The organism is Candidatus Kuenenia sp. (genome assembly GCF_027493735.1).
Lineage (GTDB): Bacteria > Planctomycetota > Brocadiia > Brocadiales > Brocadiaceae > Kuenenia > Kuenenia stuttgartiensis_A.
This window is the reverse complement of sequence record NZ_JAOSKF010000024.1, coordinates 188,435-206,092: the sequence shown is the minus strand read 5'-3', so window position 1 is coordinate 206,092 and position 17,658 is coordinate 188,435. Positions and strand designations below refer to the sequence as shown.

At 44.5% G+C, this 17,658-nt stretch carries 16 protein-coding genes and 1 pseudogene; 7 read left to right on the top strand and 10 right to left on the bottom strand.

What is annotated here, in order from left to right:
* Window positions 1-6 precede the first annotated feature (6 nt).
* The 5 genes from M5U24_RS18115 to M5U24_RS18095 all read right to left on the bottom strand — a co-directional run bounded on the left by M5U24_RS18115 (window position 7) and on the right by M5U24_RS18095 (window position 4,782).
* Window positions 7-366: a circadian clock KaiB family protein gene (locus M5U24_RS18115; RefSeq protein WP_099324506.1), complete on the bottom strand. Its 360-nt coding sequence runs from the start codon at window positions 364-366 to the stop codon at window positions 7-9.
* Window positions 367-495: 129 nt separating this feature from the next.
* Entirely contained in the window at window positions 496-831 is a 336-nt protein-coding gene (locus M5U24_RS18110) for a circadian clock KaiB family protein (RefSeq protein ID WP_099324505.1), read from the bottom strand.
* Window positions 828-2,576 (bottom strand): circadian clock protein KaiC, encoded by a 1,749-nt coding sequence (kaiC, locus tag M5U24_RS18105; RefSeq protein WP_099324504.1) that lies wholly within the window; start codon window positions 2,574-2,576, stop codon window positions 828-830. The genes M5U24_RS18110 and kaiC overlap by 4 nt, the downstream gene beginning before the upstream one ends.
* A gap of 38 nt (window positions 2,577-2,614) precedes the next feature.
* Window positions 2,615-2,866: a transposase gene (locus M5U24_RS18100; protein WP_099324503.1), complete on the bottom strand. Its 252-nt coding sequence runs from the start codon at window positions 2,864-2,866 to the stop codon at window positions 2,615-2,617.
* A gap of 293 nt (window positions 2,867-3,159) precedes the next feature.
* Window positions 3,160-4,782, bottom strand: a complete 1,623-nt coding sequence (locus tag M5U24_RS18095; protein ID WP_099324502.1) for a sigma 54-interacting transcriptional regulator — start codon at window positions 4,780-4,782, stop codon at window positions 3,160-3,162.
* A gap of 697 nt (window positions 4,783-5,479) precedes the next feature.
* Between M5U24_RS18095 and M5U24_RS18090 the strand changes: the two are divergent.
* Window positions 5,480-7,215: pseudogene (locus M5U24_RS18090) on the top strand (hydrazine dehydrogenase).
* Window positions 7,216-7,279: 64 nt separating this feature from the next.
* Here M5U24_RS18090 and M5U24_RS18085 read toward each other — a convergent pair.
* Window positions 7,280-7,534 (bottom strand): hypothetical protein, encoded by a 255-nt coding sequence (locus M5U24_RS18085; protein WP_099324500.1) that lies wholly within the window; start codon window positions 7,532-7,534, stop codon window positions 7,280-7,282.
* Between the two features lie 969 nt (window positions 7,535-8,503).
* Between M5U24_RS18085 and M5U24_RS18080 the strand changes: the two genes are divergently transcribed.
* The 5 genes from M5U24_RS18080 (at window position 8,504) to M5U24_RS18060 (ending at window position 13,469) form a co-directional block, all read left to right on the top strand.
* Window positions 8,504-9,994 carry a SulP family inorganic anion transporter gene (locus tag M5U24_RS18080; RefSeq protein WP_099324499.1) on the top strand — a complete coding sequence of 497 codons (1,491 nt, stop codon included), beginning with the start codon at window positions 8,504-8,506 and terminating at the stop codon, window positions 9,992-9,994.
* Between the two features lie 11 nt (window positions 9,995-10,005).
* A complete protein-coding gene (locus M5U24_RS18075) occupies window positions 10,006-10,857 on the top strand; it encodes a universal stress protein (RefSeq protein ID WP_164994588.1) in 852 nt (283 codons plus the stop codon).
* Between the two features lie 208 nt (window positions 10,858-11,065).
* The gene (locus M5U24_RS18070) at window positions 11,066-12,385 is read left to right on the top strand and encodes a TIGR04282 family arsenosugar biosynthesis glycosyltransferase (RefSeq protein WP_099324497.1); all 1,320 of its coding nucleotides are present in this window, start codon (window positions 11,066-11,068) and stop codon (window positions 12,383-12,385) included.
* The gene (locus M5U24_RS18065) at window positions 12,382-13,224 is read left to right on the top strand and encodes a sterol desaturase family protein (protein WP_099324496.1); all 843 of its coding nucleotides are present in this window, start codon (window positions 12,382-12,384) and stop codon (window positions 13,222-13,224) included. Before M5U24_RS18070 ends, M5U24_RS18065 begins: the two co-directional genes overlap by 4 nt.
* Window positions 13,225-13,319: 95 nt before the next feature.
* On the top strand, window positions 13,320-13,469 hold the full coding sequence (locus tag M5U24_RS18060; protein ID WP_298203179.1) for a hypothetical protein: 150 nt from the start codon (window positions 13,320-13,322) through the stop codon (window positions 13,467-13,469).
* A 36-nt stretch (window positions 13,470-13,505) separates the two neighbouring features.
* Here M5U24_RS18060 and M5U24_RS18055 read toward each other — a convergent pair whose 3' ends face one another.
* On the bottom strand, window positions 13,506-14,444 hold the full coding sequence (locus tag M5U24_RS18055; protein ID WP_099324495.1) for a tetratricopeptide repeat protein: 939 nt from the start codon (window positions 14,442-14,444) through the stop codon (window positions 13,506-13,508).
* Window positions 14,445-14,783: 339 nt separating this feature from the next.
* Between M5U24_RS18055 and M5U24_RS18050 the strand changes: the two genes are divergently transcribed.
* Window positions 14,784-16,082, top strand: a complete 1,299-nt coding sequence (locus tag M5U24_RS18050; RefSeq protein ID WP_157820412.1) for an amino acid permease — start codon at window positions 14,784-14,786, stop codon at window positions 16,080-16,082.
* A 66-nt stretch (window positions 16,083-16,148) separates the two neighbouring features.
* Here the strand turns inward: M5U24_RS18050 and M5U24_RS18045 are convergent, their stop codons facing one another.
* The 3 genes from M5U24_RS18045 to M5U24_RS18035 all read right to left on the bottom strand — a co-directional run bounded on the left by M5U24_RS18045 (window position 16,149) and on the right by M5U24_RS18035 (window position 17,536).
* The gene (locus M5U24_RS18045) at window positions 16,149-16,406 is read right to left on the bottom strand and encodes a zinc ribbon domain-containing protein (protein ID WP_099324493.1); all 258 of its coding nucleotides are present in this window, start codon (window positions 16,404-16,406) and stop codon (window positions 16,149-16,151) included.
* 116 nt (window positions 16,407-16,522) lie between these two features.
* A complete protein-coding gene (locus M5U24_RS18040; protein ID WP_169703559.1) occupies window positions 16,523-17,095 on the bottom strand; it encodes a peptidylprolyl isomerase in 573 nt (190 codons plus the stop codon).
* An 81-nt stretch (window positions 17,096-17,176) separates the two neighbouring features.
* On the bottom strand, window positions 17,177-17,536 hold the full coding sequence (locus tag M5U24_RS18035) for a PilZ domain-containing protein (RefSeq protein ID WP_099324492.1): 360 nt from the start codon (window positions 17,534-17,536) through the stop codon (window positions 17,177-17,179).
* Window positions 17,537-17,658 lie beyond the last annotated feature (122 nt).

The following is a 17,658-nucleotide window of genomic DNA, read 5'->3' as shown; positions in this document are numbered from 1 at the left end:
ATTTGCTCATTGGTTCGTACTCATGAATTCTTTGGGTTCCAGACCTATGCCTGCAAGAAACCTTTCCGTATCCGACATGTCGCCGATAAACCTCCGGAATGGCAGTGGGAGTTTTTTGATGAGCGTTGGGGTGGCGATAATCTGCTCTTCCTTGGCCAGATTGGGCTGCTGGTAGATGTCTATCACGTTGAGTTCGTAGCGCCCTGCCAGGTATGTCTCGCAGAGTTTCCGGACATTGGCGATTGCCCGGGTTGACTTTGGGGTCATCCCTGTAACATACAGCCGAAAAACGTGCTTTGCCTGGCCTAACTTCGTCGCCGCTTTTTCGAATTTCTCAGTGCTCGTTTTACCTCTGTTCCTCTCCATGGCTGTTACTCCAAAATTGATACTTCGACGTTGCCAAGCCCCGGCCTTCAGGACGAGGTAAAAGTGCCGATCCGTATCAACCCTGAGCAAACCCCGGGCTTGAGACCGGAGATAGTCGAAGGGTTGATTTTATCCTCCGGAGACAGAACGAATGTCGAGTCCCACCAGCACGCGCTCTGTGTTAGCCAGATCTCCGATAATCTTTTTAAGCGGTTCAGGGAGCTTCCTTACCAGTGTAGGTATGGCAATAATCTGGTCACCTTTAGCAAGCAGAGGATTCTTTAAAAGGTCTATCACTTCAATGCAGTATTTACCCGCAAGGTGCTCTTCGCAGATCCTCTTTAAATTAGCAAAGGCCGTAATTGATTTCGGGGTCTGACCGGCTACATACAACCGGAGATTCCAGACCCCTTCCGTAAAATCGGTCTTTGCTTTCTTCCTCTTTCCTGATGAGACAGCTTTCACTTTACCCTCCTTTCTCTCTTTTTTTTCGAGCGCTTCGCCGGACTGCTGAATGTCCCCTCCTTGCGAAGATGCGCCATTTCTAAACGACCTTCTGCCAGAACAGCTTGTCTTTTTCGCTCTCCTTCCGCCATCAAATGCAACTCTTCAGATTCCGCATCAAACTCGGCACGGAGGGCTGCGATTTTTGTTTCCAGGACATTCCTCTTGCACTCCTGCTCGCGGAACCTGCGATCCGCCTCATGCCGGCGTACCAACTCAGCGGCCTTTTCCCTGGCTTCCTGGGAGGCCCTGGCACTGCCGGTTAATACCTCGCCAAGACCGGTATAGATATCGATAAGGTCAATGCCCTGGTTCGTGAGCAGGAACTCCTGAATCTGGTTGGAGTGGGCCATGCCGCGTGACTTCAAAATGTAGATGCCCCGGTTGCGTTCACCATTGAGTTCGATATCCCGGAGGAGAAGCCATGTATCGATCAGAGAGGATATCTCCTCGCTTGTGTGTTCAAGGCTGCCTCCAAAATGGGTGAGGTCGGTAAGGAAAGTAGATATCTTTTTCATTTTCAAATAGTCGATCAGGCGCGTTAATATGGATTTAACCTCCGATGCTTTTCCCGCAGCGCTCAGGTTGCTGATCGGGTCTACAATGAAAACCTGGGGATTGAACTCATTGATCACCTTGTGGAAGGTGACAAGATGCATCTCAAGGCCGTAAAGCGAAGGCCGGGCTGAATGAAACTTGAGAAGCCCCTTCTTCACCCACCGGGCGAGATTCATGCCGATTGAACCCATGTTCCTGATGATCTGGCTGGGCGATTCCTCGAAAGCAAAATAGAGACAGCGCTCACCTCGCCGGCAAGCGGCATCGGCAAAGGCAGCAGACAAACTTGTTTTGCCTGTACCCGCTGTACCTGATACGAGGATGGTACTGCCCCGGTAGTACCCCTTCCCGTCAAGCATGGCATCCAACTTGGGGATGCCAGTGGAGATGCGCTCCGTGGAAACGGGGTAGTCGAGCCCCAGGGAAGTGATTGGCAGGATAGAAACGCCGCTCTCGTCTATCAGGAAAGGATACTCATCGGAGCCGTGAGACGAGCCGCGGTACTTGACAATACGCAGGCGACGGGTAGAAATTTGCTCCTCGATGCGAAAGTCGAGGAAGATCACGCAATCGGCGACGTATTCTTCGAGCCCGTAACGTGTCAGCATCTTGTCGCCGCTTTCCCCCGTGACGATGGCCGTCACACCGCGCTCTTTCAACCAGTGAAAAAGCCGGCGAAGCTCTGCCCGAATGATAGCGGCATTAGACAACCCGGAGAAAAGCGCTTCTATGGTATCCAGGACAACCCGCTTCGCGCCGATGGAATCAATGGCGCTGCCCAGGCGGATGAACAATCCTTCCAGGTCGTATTCACCCGTCTCTTCAACCTCACTTCGCTCGATTTTGACGTGGTCCGTTGCGATGAGACCACGCGACATCATGTCCGGGAGATCAAAACCGAGTGAGACAAAGTTCTTCGCGAGATCCTCCGGCGTCTCCTCGAAGCTCATGAAGACCCCGGGTTCTCCGTAATCCCTGACGCCTCGCATGAGAAACTCCATGGCGAAAAGTGTTTTGCCGGAACCCGCACCGCCGCAGATCAGGGTTGTCCTGCCTCTCGGAAGCCCTCCCTTCGTGATCTCATCGAGACCCCTGATGCCCGTCGGGCATTTTTCAAGAACAGCAACATCATGTTTTGCCTTAACCATCGTAACCTCCCAGCGCCTTTCTTAATCTGAAGTAATGCCTATAAGCAGGTAGGCTCTGCCTTTTTTACAAGCCCGTCTTTTACTGGATTTCGTTCTATGTATCTTATCACCGTCCATAAGTATGGCATTTTTTCTATTATCGTGGAATAAAAGCGACTCTGCCATAGCCTGCCGCTTCTTTTATATTTGCGGTTTATGTATTGTGTGTATACCAGATTTGTCCCGCCTATCCCTCTGGCAAGGGATTCTTCTTGTTCAGGCGTCACAAGTATATGGATGTGGTTTGTCATAGACAGGATGCCCAAATATCCAAACCCAATTTTTTACTATAGCAACGGAGGATCTTTAGATAAAACGCCTTATCTTCGTCATCAAAAAAGACGTCTCCCCCATTGTTTCCATGCTGGGTGATATGGTGCGGATAATTTACAGCGCATACTCTTGCTATTTTTTTTGGCATACAGGGCATACAGAGAAAAAAATCACACCTTAACGTGCATATCGAAAAATATGGGAAGCGCCCCTCCAATCCCCAATAAATATCTCATCAATAATTAAGTATGGTGTCCCCTGAATATTAAGGTCACCTCTGAATCCCAAATGCTTTAATTTTAGATGATAGGGTTGTAGATTTCATTCCGAGAAGTTCCGCCGCACCTCCAGCCCCGGAAATTTTCCAATTTGTTTTAATAAGTGCGGCAAGAATATTTTCCTTTTCCAAAGACTTCAATTCATCGGATGTCATTACCTCACCGGGTTCTCCGGAAGATTTAATACGCTGTGGGAGGTTTGGTGGTTTTTTAATAATATATACTTCCGGCAAATCTAATTTTAACTCCCCACCCCTTGATAAAATAACTGCACGTTCAATAACATTTTGCAGTTCGCGTATATTCCCTGGCCAATCATAACTCTGAAGTTGCAGAATCTGCTCTTTCTTCAGAAATAATTCTTTAAATCCAATACTCCGGCAGTTTTGCTTCAAAAAATGTCTTGCCAGGAGAGGTATATCTTCTTTTCTCTTACGAAGAGGGTCTATTTCAAGAGGAAAGACGCTTAAACGAAAATAAAGATCCTGCCGAAACTGTTTTGATTCCATCTCCTTTTCCAGATTTCTGTTGGTTGCGGCGATAACCCTTACATCAACACGACGAGTCTTTCCCTCTCCGATAATCTCATATTCCCCTTCCTGAAGCACCCGAAGCAATTTGCCTTGTAACTCTATTGGTATTTCTCCCACTTCATCAAGGAAAATAGTTCCTCCGTCAGCAAGTTGAAAACGACCAACCCTGTCCTTAATTGCCCCGGTAAAAGCGCCTTTTATATGTCCAAAAAACTCACTTTCAAAAAGTTCCTTCGGGATTGAAGCACAATTAACTTTAATAAGCGGGTTATTTTTTCGTTTGCTACGTTGATGAATCGCCAGGGCAATAAGTTCTTTTCCGGTACCGGTTTCACCTTTTATGAGAACCGTTGCGTTAGTTGGCGCCACAAGTTCTATTTGTTGGAGTGTTTTTTGTAAGGATGAACCTTGGCCAACAATATCCGCAAATGAATATGCTTCTTTGATTTCATCTCTGAGATACTCATTTTCCAGTTCCAACTGTTGATGTAATTGTTCTATTTCTTCAAATGCTCTTGCATTGGCGATGGCAGCGGCAGCGTTCGAAGCAAAAGTCCTGAGCATGATCAACAATGCCTGATCCAACTCTTTTCTGCTGAAAAGCGCAAGCACACCAAGTGTTTCATTTCGAAACACCAACGGCTGCCCATCAAAACTTGCTATTTTTTCTCTTTGCGCCCATTCAGTGTCCAATAACCAATCCGGATTTTCATAGATATCATTGCGTAAAACAGCATTTCCGGTTCCACCTATATAGCCTATTTTCCCTGAGGCGCTAACATTTTTCCGGGAATACGTGTAAAGGGGAAATCGTTTATAACGTCCTTTAATAGACGTTGGCCATTTTTCACTATAGAGTGATCTTCCATTGCTTGCAACCAGATGCAAACATTTAGTTTGATCCGGACACCCCTTCCGCCAATAACATGTATGACATATGTCACCAGGGGCAATGAGCCAAATCCTGGCAAGCACAACATTAGAGTCTTCAGCAAGCCCATTTACAATATTACGAAAAACCACATCCAATGAACGTTCGTTTGATACGGAAATAGCGATAGATTGGAAGAATTCCAAATTCATATTTTTAATAAACCTTTATTTATCCGAAAACAATGCATTTTCCACACTATCGTTAATACTCCAAAAACATACCGGTTTTTCAATTGGATTATAATATTTTGGATTTGCTTGAACGTCAATTTATTTATGTTTATTAAATCCCGTAAATAATAACGAATTATCGTAAGCACCTACGTATCATGAAGGGCGTTGTTTGTAATCGTATAAGCCGTAATTTGCCTAAACAAAAGGATATACGGATTTTTGATGCCATTGGCACAACGATTGTTATTTAAAAATACAGATTAAGTAATTTTTCAGACAACTCTATTTGTAAAAATCAATTAAGAAAGGGTGTATATGATGATTACAACGACATCGTCTTGCAGAACACTAAAGCTTCTATTCCTGATAATTTCCAGCTTCTTTTTAACGCCAATTGTTATTTACGTATTAATAGCGTTCAGTGTAACCAGCGCAATGTTTTTTTTAATAAAATGCTTAAGTTCGTGAATGAAAGATTTTTATCTTTTAAAATTTGTAAAAATGCTGGGATACTTTTTAACTATTTTCCGATACCGAAAGTCTTTTCTTAAAAAGGTGTAAGTTCTTTTTGTAAGGGGGTGATTGTCGCAATGCCTGATAATATTAGTTTTTGTAAAAAATTTTTGTTGAGATAATTAATTCCACACAGGAATTTTTGTAAAGGAGAAGTATCATGCGTAAATTTTTGAAAGTTACATTGGCATCAGCGTTGATTGGTTGTGGCGTTATAGGTACTGTTTCAAGCCTTATGGTGAAAGAAGCCAAGGCTGTAGAAATTATCACTCACTGGGTACCACACGAAGTTTATGGTATGCCTGGGGAGCCTGATAATAGTGGTAAGGTATTTTTCTCTGGTTTGAAAGCAAAATATATGGGTTACCCAAAAAGATGCACAGAGGTCACCATACCCGGGAAAAATACAGCAAGTTTTGGAAGACATTGCCTGCGTACCGTTATTACATCCCGGATTATATGTACAACAGGGATGAGGTAAGGCCTTCAAACCCGATTAAGGGCACATTTAAGCTGGAGCAGTGTGTTGCTTTTCACTCAGTTATGACTCCCGGCATTGTAAGGGATTATAATAAGAGTGCTCATTCAAAGGCAGAGCCGGCACCAACTGGTTGTGATACCTGCCACGGCAACAACCATCAGAAGTTAACTATGCCTTCATCAAAGGCTTGCGGGACAGCGGAATGTCACGAAACGCAGTACAATGAGCAAGGGCAGGGAGGAATTGGTTCCCACGCATCTTGTTCCAGTTTCGCTCAGGTTGAGTGTGCATGGTCAATTGAAAGGCCACCCGGAGATACAGCGGGTTGTACTTTCTGCCATACCAGCCCTGAAGAAAGGTGCAGCACTTGCCACCAGAGGCATCAGTTTGATCCGGCAGTTGCAAGACGCTCCGAGCAATGCAAGACCTGTCACTGGGGTAAAGATCACAGGGATTGGGAAGCTTATGATATAGGTCTTCATGGTACGGTATATCAGGTTAACAAGTGGGATACGGAACAGTTTGACTTCTCAAAGAAGCTTTCTGATGCTGATTACGTTGGTCCTACCTGCCAGTACTGTCATATGAGGGGCGGGCATCATAACGTGCAGAGAGCAAGTATCGTATATACCAGTATGGGTATGTCGATGGCTGATCGTGGTGCACCACTCTGGAAGGAAAAGAGAGACCGTTGGGTATCTATCTGTGACGACTGTCATTCACCAAGATTCGCCCGCGAGAATTTGCAGGCGATGGACGAGTCTGTTAAAGACGCTAGTTTGAAGTATCGTGAAACATTCAAGGTAGCGGAAGATCTTCTTATTGACGGTGTACTAGACCCCATGCCAAAGGATCTTTGTCCTGATTGGTCAGGTCAGCACATCTGGAGTTTGAAGATTGGCGCGTACCATGATGGAGAAGCTTACGGTGGTAAGACTGGCGAATCCGGAGAGTTTAGAATGTCAAACGTTACTGATGTGGAGAGGCTTTGTTTTGAAAGTGTTGGTTACTTCCAGACATACATTTACAAGGGCATGGCGCACGGCTCCTGGAATGATGCTACCTACTCAGACGGTTCATTCGGTATGGATCGTTGGTTGGTCAACGTAAAGCAGAATGCTTCACGTGCAAGAAGGCTTGCTGCTTTGGAAAAGAAGGTTGGTATTTCATGGCAGCCTGAGCAGTTCTGGAAAACAGGCGAATGGCTGGATCAGTTGACCGGGCCATATATCGTAAAGAATCACCCTGGCAAGACGATCTTCGATCTTTGTCCAGATCCAGGCTGGTTAGACACACATCATGCACCTGCTGAAGAGGTTGAGTACATTGAGAGAAAACTCAAGGAACTCGGCATGGAAGCTGGTACTCATGATGTTAAACAGGATTCTGAATCAAAGTCTGTGAGAGAACATTGATTTGTTAATGAATAAAAAGGAATCTGTGCAAAGTACGCACAGATTCCTTTTTATGTGCTGGCAATTACACAGCACCACACGCTTTTTCACTGCAATGGTAAATTGATGCTGAACATGTTACGGGAAAATAAATGACCACTTCCCATATTTCATTTACACCCGCTTTTTTCCCTTGACTTAGCGGCCTCCCTGTCGAGGTCGCCTCCCTGATAAGTGTGTCTAATTCTTTGTCATCTTTTACCATTAAGTCTTTATACTCCTCCCGTTCCCTTTCATCCAGCCAATCTGTATCGCAAGCATTCTTTTTTATTTTAACCATGGCAGGGTTTTTTATGTAAATTGTAGTGGCAAGACGTGCCTTGCAACTGCGAAGCTAAATCCAACAATAATGATGCTATTGAATGGTGGATTCACTATCGCTTAATCCACCATATCTTTGAATTTTTTTACAAGATGCTACGTCTAAGTTTATTTGGTACAAAATATCACATTATTTGTAACACTTTAGTAGGGGCGGAGCATTTGCCCGTTTGGGTATGAACTTATTTATAACAATTTATAGCAAATGCTTCGCCCCCTACATTATGCGGCAAACACCACTATTTTTGGAATTTTTCAAAAAACAAAAATGCTAGTTCCCAAGCCGGAGCTTGGGAACTAGCGTTTTTGTTTCATAGAACTAAAGTGTTACCAAAATTTACCCTGCCTTTAAAAAAGACATTTAATGTGAGAATATCAGGTTTATTGATTATGGGTCTTAGCACAAAAAAATCTGGAATACTCCCCCTTTCGAATATGTATATGTGATATGGGAAGTGTCCCTCCAATTTTGTTTGATATTAATTTTATTTTGTGTTATCTTTACGCCCTTGTTGTGCCAAGCACCATATACTTTTGCTTGTGAAACCTATGCCATCATTCATGCCTGGTCTCTTTCCTTTGAAGGGGTGCATTCCCGATTTTTTGTGACTTCCGCCATGTTTTAATAAAACGTACAGTAGTGTTAACCCTGACAGGGTTTCAAACCCTGTCAGGGTTGTTTTGCCCCAACTCCATGAACACTTACAAAAAATCGGGAATGCTCCCCTTCAAAGATTGCATGCCGTTTTCTATGTTGACTGCGTTTTGAACGTCATCTGCGAGGCGTGCGTCCTGATTAAGACGTAAATCTGCCTGATTATAACAAAATAATAAAAAAATATTTTATTGCCACGCTTTGCTTGTTCGTATCCAGCGACGTCAGTGTTTGGTTTGTCACATGTTTCATTTACGGGAGAAATAGTTCTACATGCTAAAAAACTGGAAAAGAGAGTGGTTTTCAAACGTACGGGGTGACCTGCTTGCCGGTATTGTTGTAGCGCTTGCCCTTATCCCAGAGGCAATTGCATTCTCAATTATTGCCGGAGTTGACCCAAAGGTGGGTTTGTACGCCTCATTCTGTATTTCTGTGATCATTTCCTTTGCAGGCGGCCGTACCGGTATGATCTCAGCGGCAACGGGTGCAATGGCGCTGCTCATGGTCACTCTGGTTAAAGAACATGGTCTGGAATACCTTCTTGCGGCAACGCTATTGACGGGCGCCCTCCAAATCATCGCCGGATTTCTCAGATTAGGGAACCTGATGCGTTTTGTGTCAAGTTCCGTAGTGAAGGGTTTCGTCAATGCCCTTGCTATTATGATTTTTATAGCGCAGTTGCCTGAACTTATGCATGTTAATTGGTATGTATATTCATTGGCGGCTGGCGGTTTGTGTATTATCTATCTGTTCCCTTATATACCGGTTTTGGGTAAAATACTGCCTTCTCCCCTTATTTGTATTGTAGCGGTGACGGCAGTATCTGTCGGTATGGGACTGGATGTCCGTACTGTTGGAGATATGGGTAAGCTTCCTGATACGCTCCCCATATTCTTATTGCCGGAAGTCCCGCTGACGTTTGAGACACTGACCATTATTTTCCCATACTCCTTTGCGCTCATGGTAGTGGGTTTGCTGGAATCTATGATGACGGCCACTATTGTTGATGATTTAACCGATTCAAAAAGTGATAAAAACCGGGAGTGCAAGGGGCAGGGCATTGCCAATATCGGAGCAGGGTTGATGGGAGGAATGGCAGGTTGCGCCATGATTGGACAGTCTATTATCGCTATAAAATCGGGCGGACGCGGGCGTCTCGTGGCTTTTGCGGCGGGGGTGTTTTTGTTAAGTATGGTTGTCTTTGCAGGAACATGGGTAAAGCAAATCCCAATGGCCGCCCTGGTGGCAGTAATGATCATGGTATCTATCGGGACATTTTCATGGAGCTCTATCCGAAGCCTGAAAAAAAATCCGCTGTCGTCCAGTATTGTAATGGTATCCACGGTTGCGGCGGTGGTTGCAACACATAATCTTGCTATCGGCGTGCTCATCGGCGTTTTATTGTCGTCATTGTTTTTTGCTAACAAAATCAGTCGTATTTTTGTGGTAAAAAGTCATATCAACAAAGCTTTGCCATGGCGTATTTATAAAGTAATAGGTCAGGTATTTTACGCTTCAGCGGATAGGTTTACCAACTCATTTGACTTTAAGGAAGCGCTGGAACGTGTTACCATTGATTTGTCTGAAGCGCATTTTTGGGATGTCACATCAGTTTACGCACTGGACAAAGTTGTAATTAAATTCAGACGTGAGGGAGTACATGTTGAAATTATTGGCATGAATGAAGCAAGCGCCACGATTGTAGATCAATTCGGAGTGCATGATAAACCCGAAGAAGTCGAGAAATTGCTTGCCGGTCACTAAGGAGAATAACGATGACAAATATCATAACCTGTATTGGCCGCTTCCACGTCTCCGCAGCAGTATGTGATGCCGGGGCGTGGGCCAGCCAGCGCTTAAACGCACATTTGAAATTGCTTCATGTACTCGATAAGTCTGAATATCCCATCAAGAGAGACCTCACCGGAAAAATCGGACTAGGCAGCCAGGAGCATTTACTTGACGAACTAACAGTGCTGGAAGAAAAGCATAGTAAATTGGCGAGAGAGCACGGAAAATACATGCTGGAAGCCGCTGAGCGCCGTGTCAGAGAAGACGGAGCAAAAGATATTTCCACACTTCAGCGACACGGTAGTCTTGTAGAAACCCTGATGGAGCTTGAGGACGAGACGAGACTTCTGGTTATGGGACGCCGGAGTGCGGAACACGATAACGCCGCTCACCCGATTGGCAGTAATCTTGAGAATGTGATACGCACGATACACAAACCTATTCTGATTGTACTATCAAAATTCTCCCCTCCAAACTGCTTCATGATAGCCTTTGATGGCAGCCCGACCGCCCAAAAAGCGCTTGATATGGTGGCCGGAAGCCCGTTGCTGAAAGGCCTGCCCTGTCATCTGATTATGGTATGCAGTGGTACAGATGAACGGAAAGCGCAACTGGAATCAGCATTTGACAAGCTGGTTTCGGCTGGTTTTGACGTGACACAAAAGACGCTCGAAGGCAAGGTAGAGGCGGCGCTTGGTACCTATCAGAAAGAAAATCAAATTGATCTGATGGTAATGGGGGCATATGGACATTCACGTATCAGGCAGTTTCTGGCCGGAAGCAATACAACCGCTATGCTGCGTACGAGCGATATCCCTTTGTTACTGCTCAGATAACTGTTTATATTTTATCCCTGCTTAAGCCGGCATAGTCAGAACCAAACAAGCACGAGACAAAAAATACGACGCACAAAACACGAAGGTAAAAACATCATGCGACCCGAAATGCTTTTAAAACAATTTCAGAAAATGAAAATAGCACATCAACATCAAGAACATAAAAAGGCCGTTACACCAATTGCTGTTAATAGCAGGCAACAAGTCCATGTACACCAATAGCAAGGCAACATTAATCCTGGAATTTGCAAAATATCCACAACCCGGCCATGTTAAAACGCGATTAGCCGCAAAGCTGGGGGACGAAAAGGCATGTCGTATTTACGATTATATGGCGCAAAAAACCCATTATGAACTACTCACCTTGCAGGGTCAAGGCAATGCAAAGGTGATTGTGTACGGAAACGGTGCAGGCCGGAGGCTGATTTCCCGCTGGCTGAAGGATTCATACGATGTATGGCTGCAACCGCAGGGCGATCTCGGCAAGAAATTGAAATACGCATTTCTCAGGGCATTCGAAAATGGATTCCAGACAGTTCTTGCCGTGGGTACGGACTGCCCTGACTTGACGGCCGAGAAGATACAGGATGCAATCGAACAACTCATGCACGCGGACGTTGTAATAATACCATCAGTGGACGGCGGATACGTTTTGATTGGCGCCCGTTCGATGCAAACATGCCTGTTTGAAAATATTGCATGGAGTTCGAATCTGGTACTTGAACAAACCGTGAGGCATGCGCATGAGAATGATCTGTCAATAGCGCAGTTAAGACCGGAGATTGACGTAGATACCCTGGACGATTTGAAAAAGGTTGCATGTAAGGCAATGCCCACGGTATCCATCATTATCCCGGTACTCAACGACAAATATCCTCTGGGAAAAACCCTCGCGACGCTATCCTGCATAAATACTCTGGGGGAGTTTGAAATTATAATAGTTGACGGCGGTTCAACTGATGGTTCTGACAACGTTGCAATTGACTTTAATGCAAGGCTGCTGAGAAGCACACCGGGACGCGCCGGACAGATGAATCTTGGCGTGAGTAATGCCCGTGGACGCTGGTGCTGGTTTCTCCATGCAGATTGCCAGCCTGGCCCGGAAGTAATGGCAAATTTACCATCGTATTTACTTTCCACGCGACTTGTATGGGGATTTTTCCGACAACGGATAACAGACCCCTCTCCCTGGTACCGACTGATAGAAATGGGAAACAGGCTGCGTGGCCGGATATTAGGACTCCCTTATGGCGATCAGGGGATTATAGTTCGAAAGGACATATTCCATAAGTGCGGCGGTTTTGCAGAAACACCCTTTTTAGAAGATGTTGTTTTATCACGCACCCTATCAAAGATATGCCGCCCAAAAGTGGCGCCCGGTGTGATAAAGATGTCACCACGCCACTGGAAATCGCTTGGCCCTTTCATTGCAACTATCAGGAATATGTCTACAGTATTTCGGTTATTAATGCTTAAGCAGTCTCCGGCAGATTTGCTAAAGCGCTTTCAGCAGTGGAGAAAAGAATGAATTTGAGCGAATATGTTTTGCAACACGAGATGGTCATTCGAATAGAATTTTTTTTCGGGATCTTATTGATCATGGCATTGTGGGAACGTTTAGCTCCCAGACGAAGGGCTGACATCCCAAAATTAATACGCTGGATTAATAATCTTGGCGTCGTGTTTCTTAACAGCTTCCTGTTACGCCTGATATTTCCAGGGGCTGCTGTGGGTATGGCGGTATTTGCCGGAGAACATGGTTGGGGACTATTTCATTATTTCCCAGTGCCATACGGTTTGGCGGTTATAGCATCGGTGGTTGCTATGGACTTTGTTATTTACCTGCAACATGTAATATTCCATGCCATTCCTGTTTTATGGAGGATACACCGCATGCACCATGCGGATTTGGATTTTGACGTCACCACCGGCATACGATTTCATCCTTTTGAGATTATTCTATCCATGCTGATTAAGTTTGGCGCGATTGCGGTGATAGGCGTGCCTGTATTCGCGGTAGTGTTATTCGAGGTGCTACTGAATGCGACATCCATGTTCAATCACGGCAACGTCCGTATAATGAGCCGTTTAGATCGTGTATTGCGCTGGATTGTTGTAACGCCGGAAATGCATCGGGTTCACCATTCGTCACGCTATGATGAAACCAACTCTAATTTCGGTTTTAACCTGCCGTTGTGGGATCGATTTCTGGGCACATACCGCGATCAGCCTCGTATGGGACACGAAGGCATGACCATTGGCCTCGAAAATTTCCGGGATACAAAACACTGTGTAATACTGACAGGTATGCTGGCAATCCCATTTATCGGCAAGTTATCCGGCTACACAATTAATCGCCGGAAATAGGGGATCAAACCAATGAAGGCACCCAACGACATTCTCTTTCTAAGGAGAACAGGGTTTTAACTGCGGTTGCTTGCAGCAAGCGCTGCAGCGCCCCGATGGTGAAATTTTTGGATGGTACTCATGAAATATCAGCATACCGTATCGGCGATGCATCTTTACTGGTAACACTCCGCTTTAGTTTTTTTGAAAACGTAAAACTGCTCATTCCCAAGCTCCAGCTTGGTAACGAGCAGTTTTTTTCATAGAACTAAAGTGTTACGAATGCTCTAACTGTAAGTATATTAGTGGTGGGCGCTGTAATTGCTTTTGTATATTTCAGCATGGCGGTCGGCTTCACTATGCATGCCCTGTGAACGATAGAGTTCCTCAAGCACTTTGTGTACATCGTAAAATTCGGGATCAACTTCAAGCGCTTTATTAAGGAAGGATTCGGCGCTTTTAGCATCCCCTTTTTCTATGTAAACAAGTCCGATCAAATAGAGAAAACTTGATATTTCTTCAGTATTTTCCAATGCGTTTTGCCACACAGCAATAGCGTCTTCCAGCTTTCCTAATTTTGTGTAGGCAATCCCAAGGTTATAATGGAATTCTGTTCTCTTAGGATTGATCTTAATGGCCTTTAACCACTCAGCAATCGCCTCCTCAAATTGCCCGTTTTTCGCATAGAGAATGCCCAAATTATACCGGGATTCAACAAGGTCCGGATTTATCGCAACAGCTCTGTTAAAGAGTCTGATCGCCTCATCCGGCCCTCCCTTATGAACATGTACAAGACCTAACCCCTCATAGGCTTCTGCGTTGTTGATATTTATGGCAAGCGCCTTTTCAAATGCGGTGATTGCTTCGTCAGATTTTGCCTTCTTATTTAATACTTTGCCTAGACCTACTAAGGCTTCCTCGGAAGAAGGATTTAGTTCCGTTGCCTTTTTGTATGCGTCCACCGCTTCGTCAAGCATCCCTTTTTTATCAGAAAGAACGGCTAAATTGTAATACACAGCCGGGTCGTTCGGGTTCGCTTCAACAGCCGCTTTTGCCGCTTCTATCTCTTTGTCCGGTCTTGAGGTACCGTGCATGCCCTGTACTTTTCCACCATGCATCGAACTCTCTTTTTGCTGAACGGCTGACGTTAAATCCTTTTCTTCTTTTCCACAACCGATAAAGTGAAAAAGAAATACATGCATCAGGATGAGACAGGTAATATGTTTGATTCTATGTATCATAAATCGTCCTTTTCTTTTGTTATGATGTTGTTTAATAAGTATAATTCAGAAGTACAGACTGGTCAAACAGGCAACTGTTGCCTGCTTCCCGATAATTGTTCCCCGTTTTAATGTAAAAACAGTAATAAGTAGAGATAGGAAATGAAACAGGTATTTTGTGAGGATTGTTCCCTATTTTTGAGACAACAAAATTCATTTGGCCCGGTCTGAGGAGTTTGTGAATAAGCATTGGTCGTTTACTGAAAGATAATTTTCAAAAAGTCATATCTTCGTCATTCATTATATAACGTAACAAACATTCGTCAATCCGAAATTATGGACATGCGGGAAAAATCAGTTATGAAAGAACATCGCGGCCTTGCAAGGGAGTTAAACTTCTTTGATGTTGTTTGCATGGGGTTTAATTGTGTTGTTGGCGCCGGCATTTTTTTGCTGGCGGGGCAACTTGATAGTTTGGTCGGTATTGGTGCTTTATTGGTCTTTCCCCTATGCGGTCTGCTTTGCTTCGCCGTTGCACTGTGCTTTGCGGAAATAGGAAGTATGTATGATAAAACAGGCGGGGCGTATCTTTATACCAAAGACGTCTTTGGACCATTTGCGGGGTTTTTGGTGGGCTGGATAATGTGGCTTGCCTCTATCATTGGCTGGGCGTCGGTTGCCAGTGGTTTCGGACTCTATTGCAACTATTTTCTGCCAAAAGATCAGCAATGGCTGAGTAAGGTTATTATAACGGCGCTTGTGATCGGATTAAGCATAACAAATTACTGCGGGGTAAAGCCTGGCGCAAGAAGTATAAATTTTTTTTCTATAGGAAAATTCACGGCGCTCTTCATTTTTATTGTGGCCGGAATGTTTTTTGTAAAAAGAGAAAATTTTGGACAATTGCACAGCAGCGGAAGTTTTAGTATGGCAACTACGCTGGCGCTCTATGCGTACACGGGATTTGAGTTTCTGGTTGTGCCGGCGGGAGAAATGAAGAATCCTCAAAAACATATCCCGCGTGTAATTATGGTGGTATTCATGATGGTGACTGCCCTGTATGCTCTCATACAATATGTTGCAATGGGGACATATCCTGATTTGGCAGGGTCAGACAAGCCACTGGCAGACGCAGCCTTTTATTTTCTGGGACCTGCAGGGGGGATCATTATTGGTATTGGGGCATTGCTCTCTATTGGTGGAGTGAATGCGGGCATTGCGCTCACCAGCCCGCGAAGCCTTTATGTACTGTCCGCAGACGGATTCTTTCCGCCCGTCTTTGCCAAAATACACCCAAAGTACCACACGCCCTATTTGGCAATAGCGGTAAACACGGTGCTGACGTTATTACTTGGGCTGACAGGGAGTTTTCGCTACTTAATAGCCGCGAGTGTGTTGGTAAGCATATTACAATACGTTCCCACCTGCCTGGCAGTTATTGCACTGAGACGAAAAAGACCCGACCGGAAACGGGGATATAAGATTCCGGGCGGATACGGTATTCCCGTCCTGGCGCTGATTATTTGTGGATGGCTGCTTTGCCATGTGGAGCTGAAAATAATCGGCGCAACGGCTTTGGCAATAGCGGTATCACTGCCGTTTTATTTCAGGGGCAGGTTTTTCCGGAAGAACCCCTGTCCGTACAAAAAGCAACCCTGAAATTTTTGCCTACATAGTGCCGTCAAAAATATTTTCTAACGATTACGATGAAAGATTTTATGGAAATCAGATCAGATAAATCCACAAAAAGGCCAGGATAACAATAATGGCCACGATGCTAAGAAAATATCTCTTTTTGAATAAAGACCTTGAAGGGCGCAGAACGGATGGTTCCGTTTCGGGAAGGTCAAGCCCGTCATACATCGTATCCTCTGACCATCCGGTATTTTCATCTGACCCGCATTCCTGGCAAGCAAGCGCCTTTCGCGGCGTCTGCGACCCGCAATTTGGACAAAAGAAGTATCCATGCATTTTTTCAGACATTATCGTAGGCTTTTTATATCGTGTTCAGGGCAAAATAGCAAAACACCTCTGCGATCGTTCGACTGATCTCACGACGAAGTCTCGGCGTTCTCTGCTGTAACGCTTAACTGTTATGTTTATTTTATCTCAATGGCTTTTTTCAGAACTACTGTAGAGCGGGGAACATCGCTATGTCCCTCTTTTTTTGTGGTAGGCATTTGTTCAATAGCATCAACCACTTCCATGCCTTTTATCACTTTTCCAAAGACACAATATCCCCACCCTGTTGCAGTTTGGCCCTTAAAATCAAGAAAACCATTATCCACCGTATTAATGAAAAACTGTGCAGTGGCAGAGTGCGGGTCCATCGTACGGGCCATTGCTACGGTACCCCTCAAATTTTTGAGTCCGTTATACGCCTCATTTTTAACGGGATCCAGTGTGGTTTTCTTACTCATACCTTCGGTCATACCCCCGCCCTGTATCATAAATCCCTTTATTACACGATGAAAGATTGTGCCGTTGTAAAAACCATCCCGGACATATTTGAGAAAATTTTCTACCGTCTCCGGGGCTTTTTCGGGATAAAGCTCTAGAACTATTTCTCCCTGATTGGTTTCGAGCAAAACTTTCGGATAAACCGTATTTGCCCGGGCATTTTGTATGAAGCAGGTTATTGCAATGGCAGCACAAATAAGTATTGTTTTCAAATCATTCTCCTCTCACTCAAGATGTTATTCAGAATAAATACATTATCACAATTTTTCAAAAAACGAACCTGTTACCGGCGTTTATTCTTTCAACCAGTATGCCAACTCATTTGTGACTTGTTCGTGGTCTCCGATATTGAGTTCAATCATTTTTCTCAAATGTGTTATGGTGTCAATATCTTCGCTTACAAATTTAAAACCAAAGTGGCCTGAATGAATATGGACAGGTTTTGCTTCAAAATTTAAATTAACATTCGACGAAGGAAGGTGGATTATTATTTCACATTTCTCACCTTTTATGAGGGGAATATTTTCTTTAAATTGCAGCAATGCGCCCTTCAGAGAGATGTCAAGCAGCTCTCCTCTGTATGTTTTGTCCTGATATTTTAATTGCGTATGCGCCACAAAATTAATGCGGCTGAAATGTCTTTTACCATCCATTGCTATTTCCTACCCTGAAAAATGTTTCAAACCATCCATACCTGTTTAACCGGTGGAAAAAAGAATAACACCATTAAATATTTTGTCAAAAAGCACGCACTGACGAATAGAAGTGTGCAAAT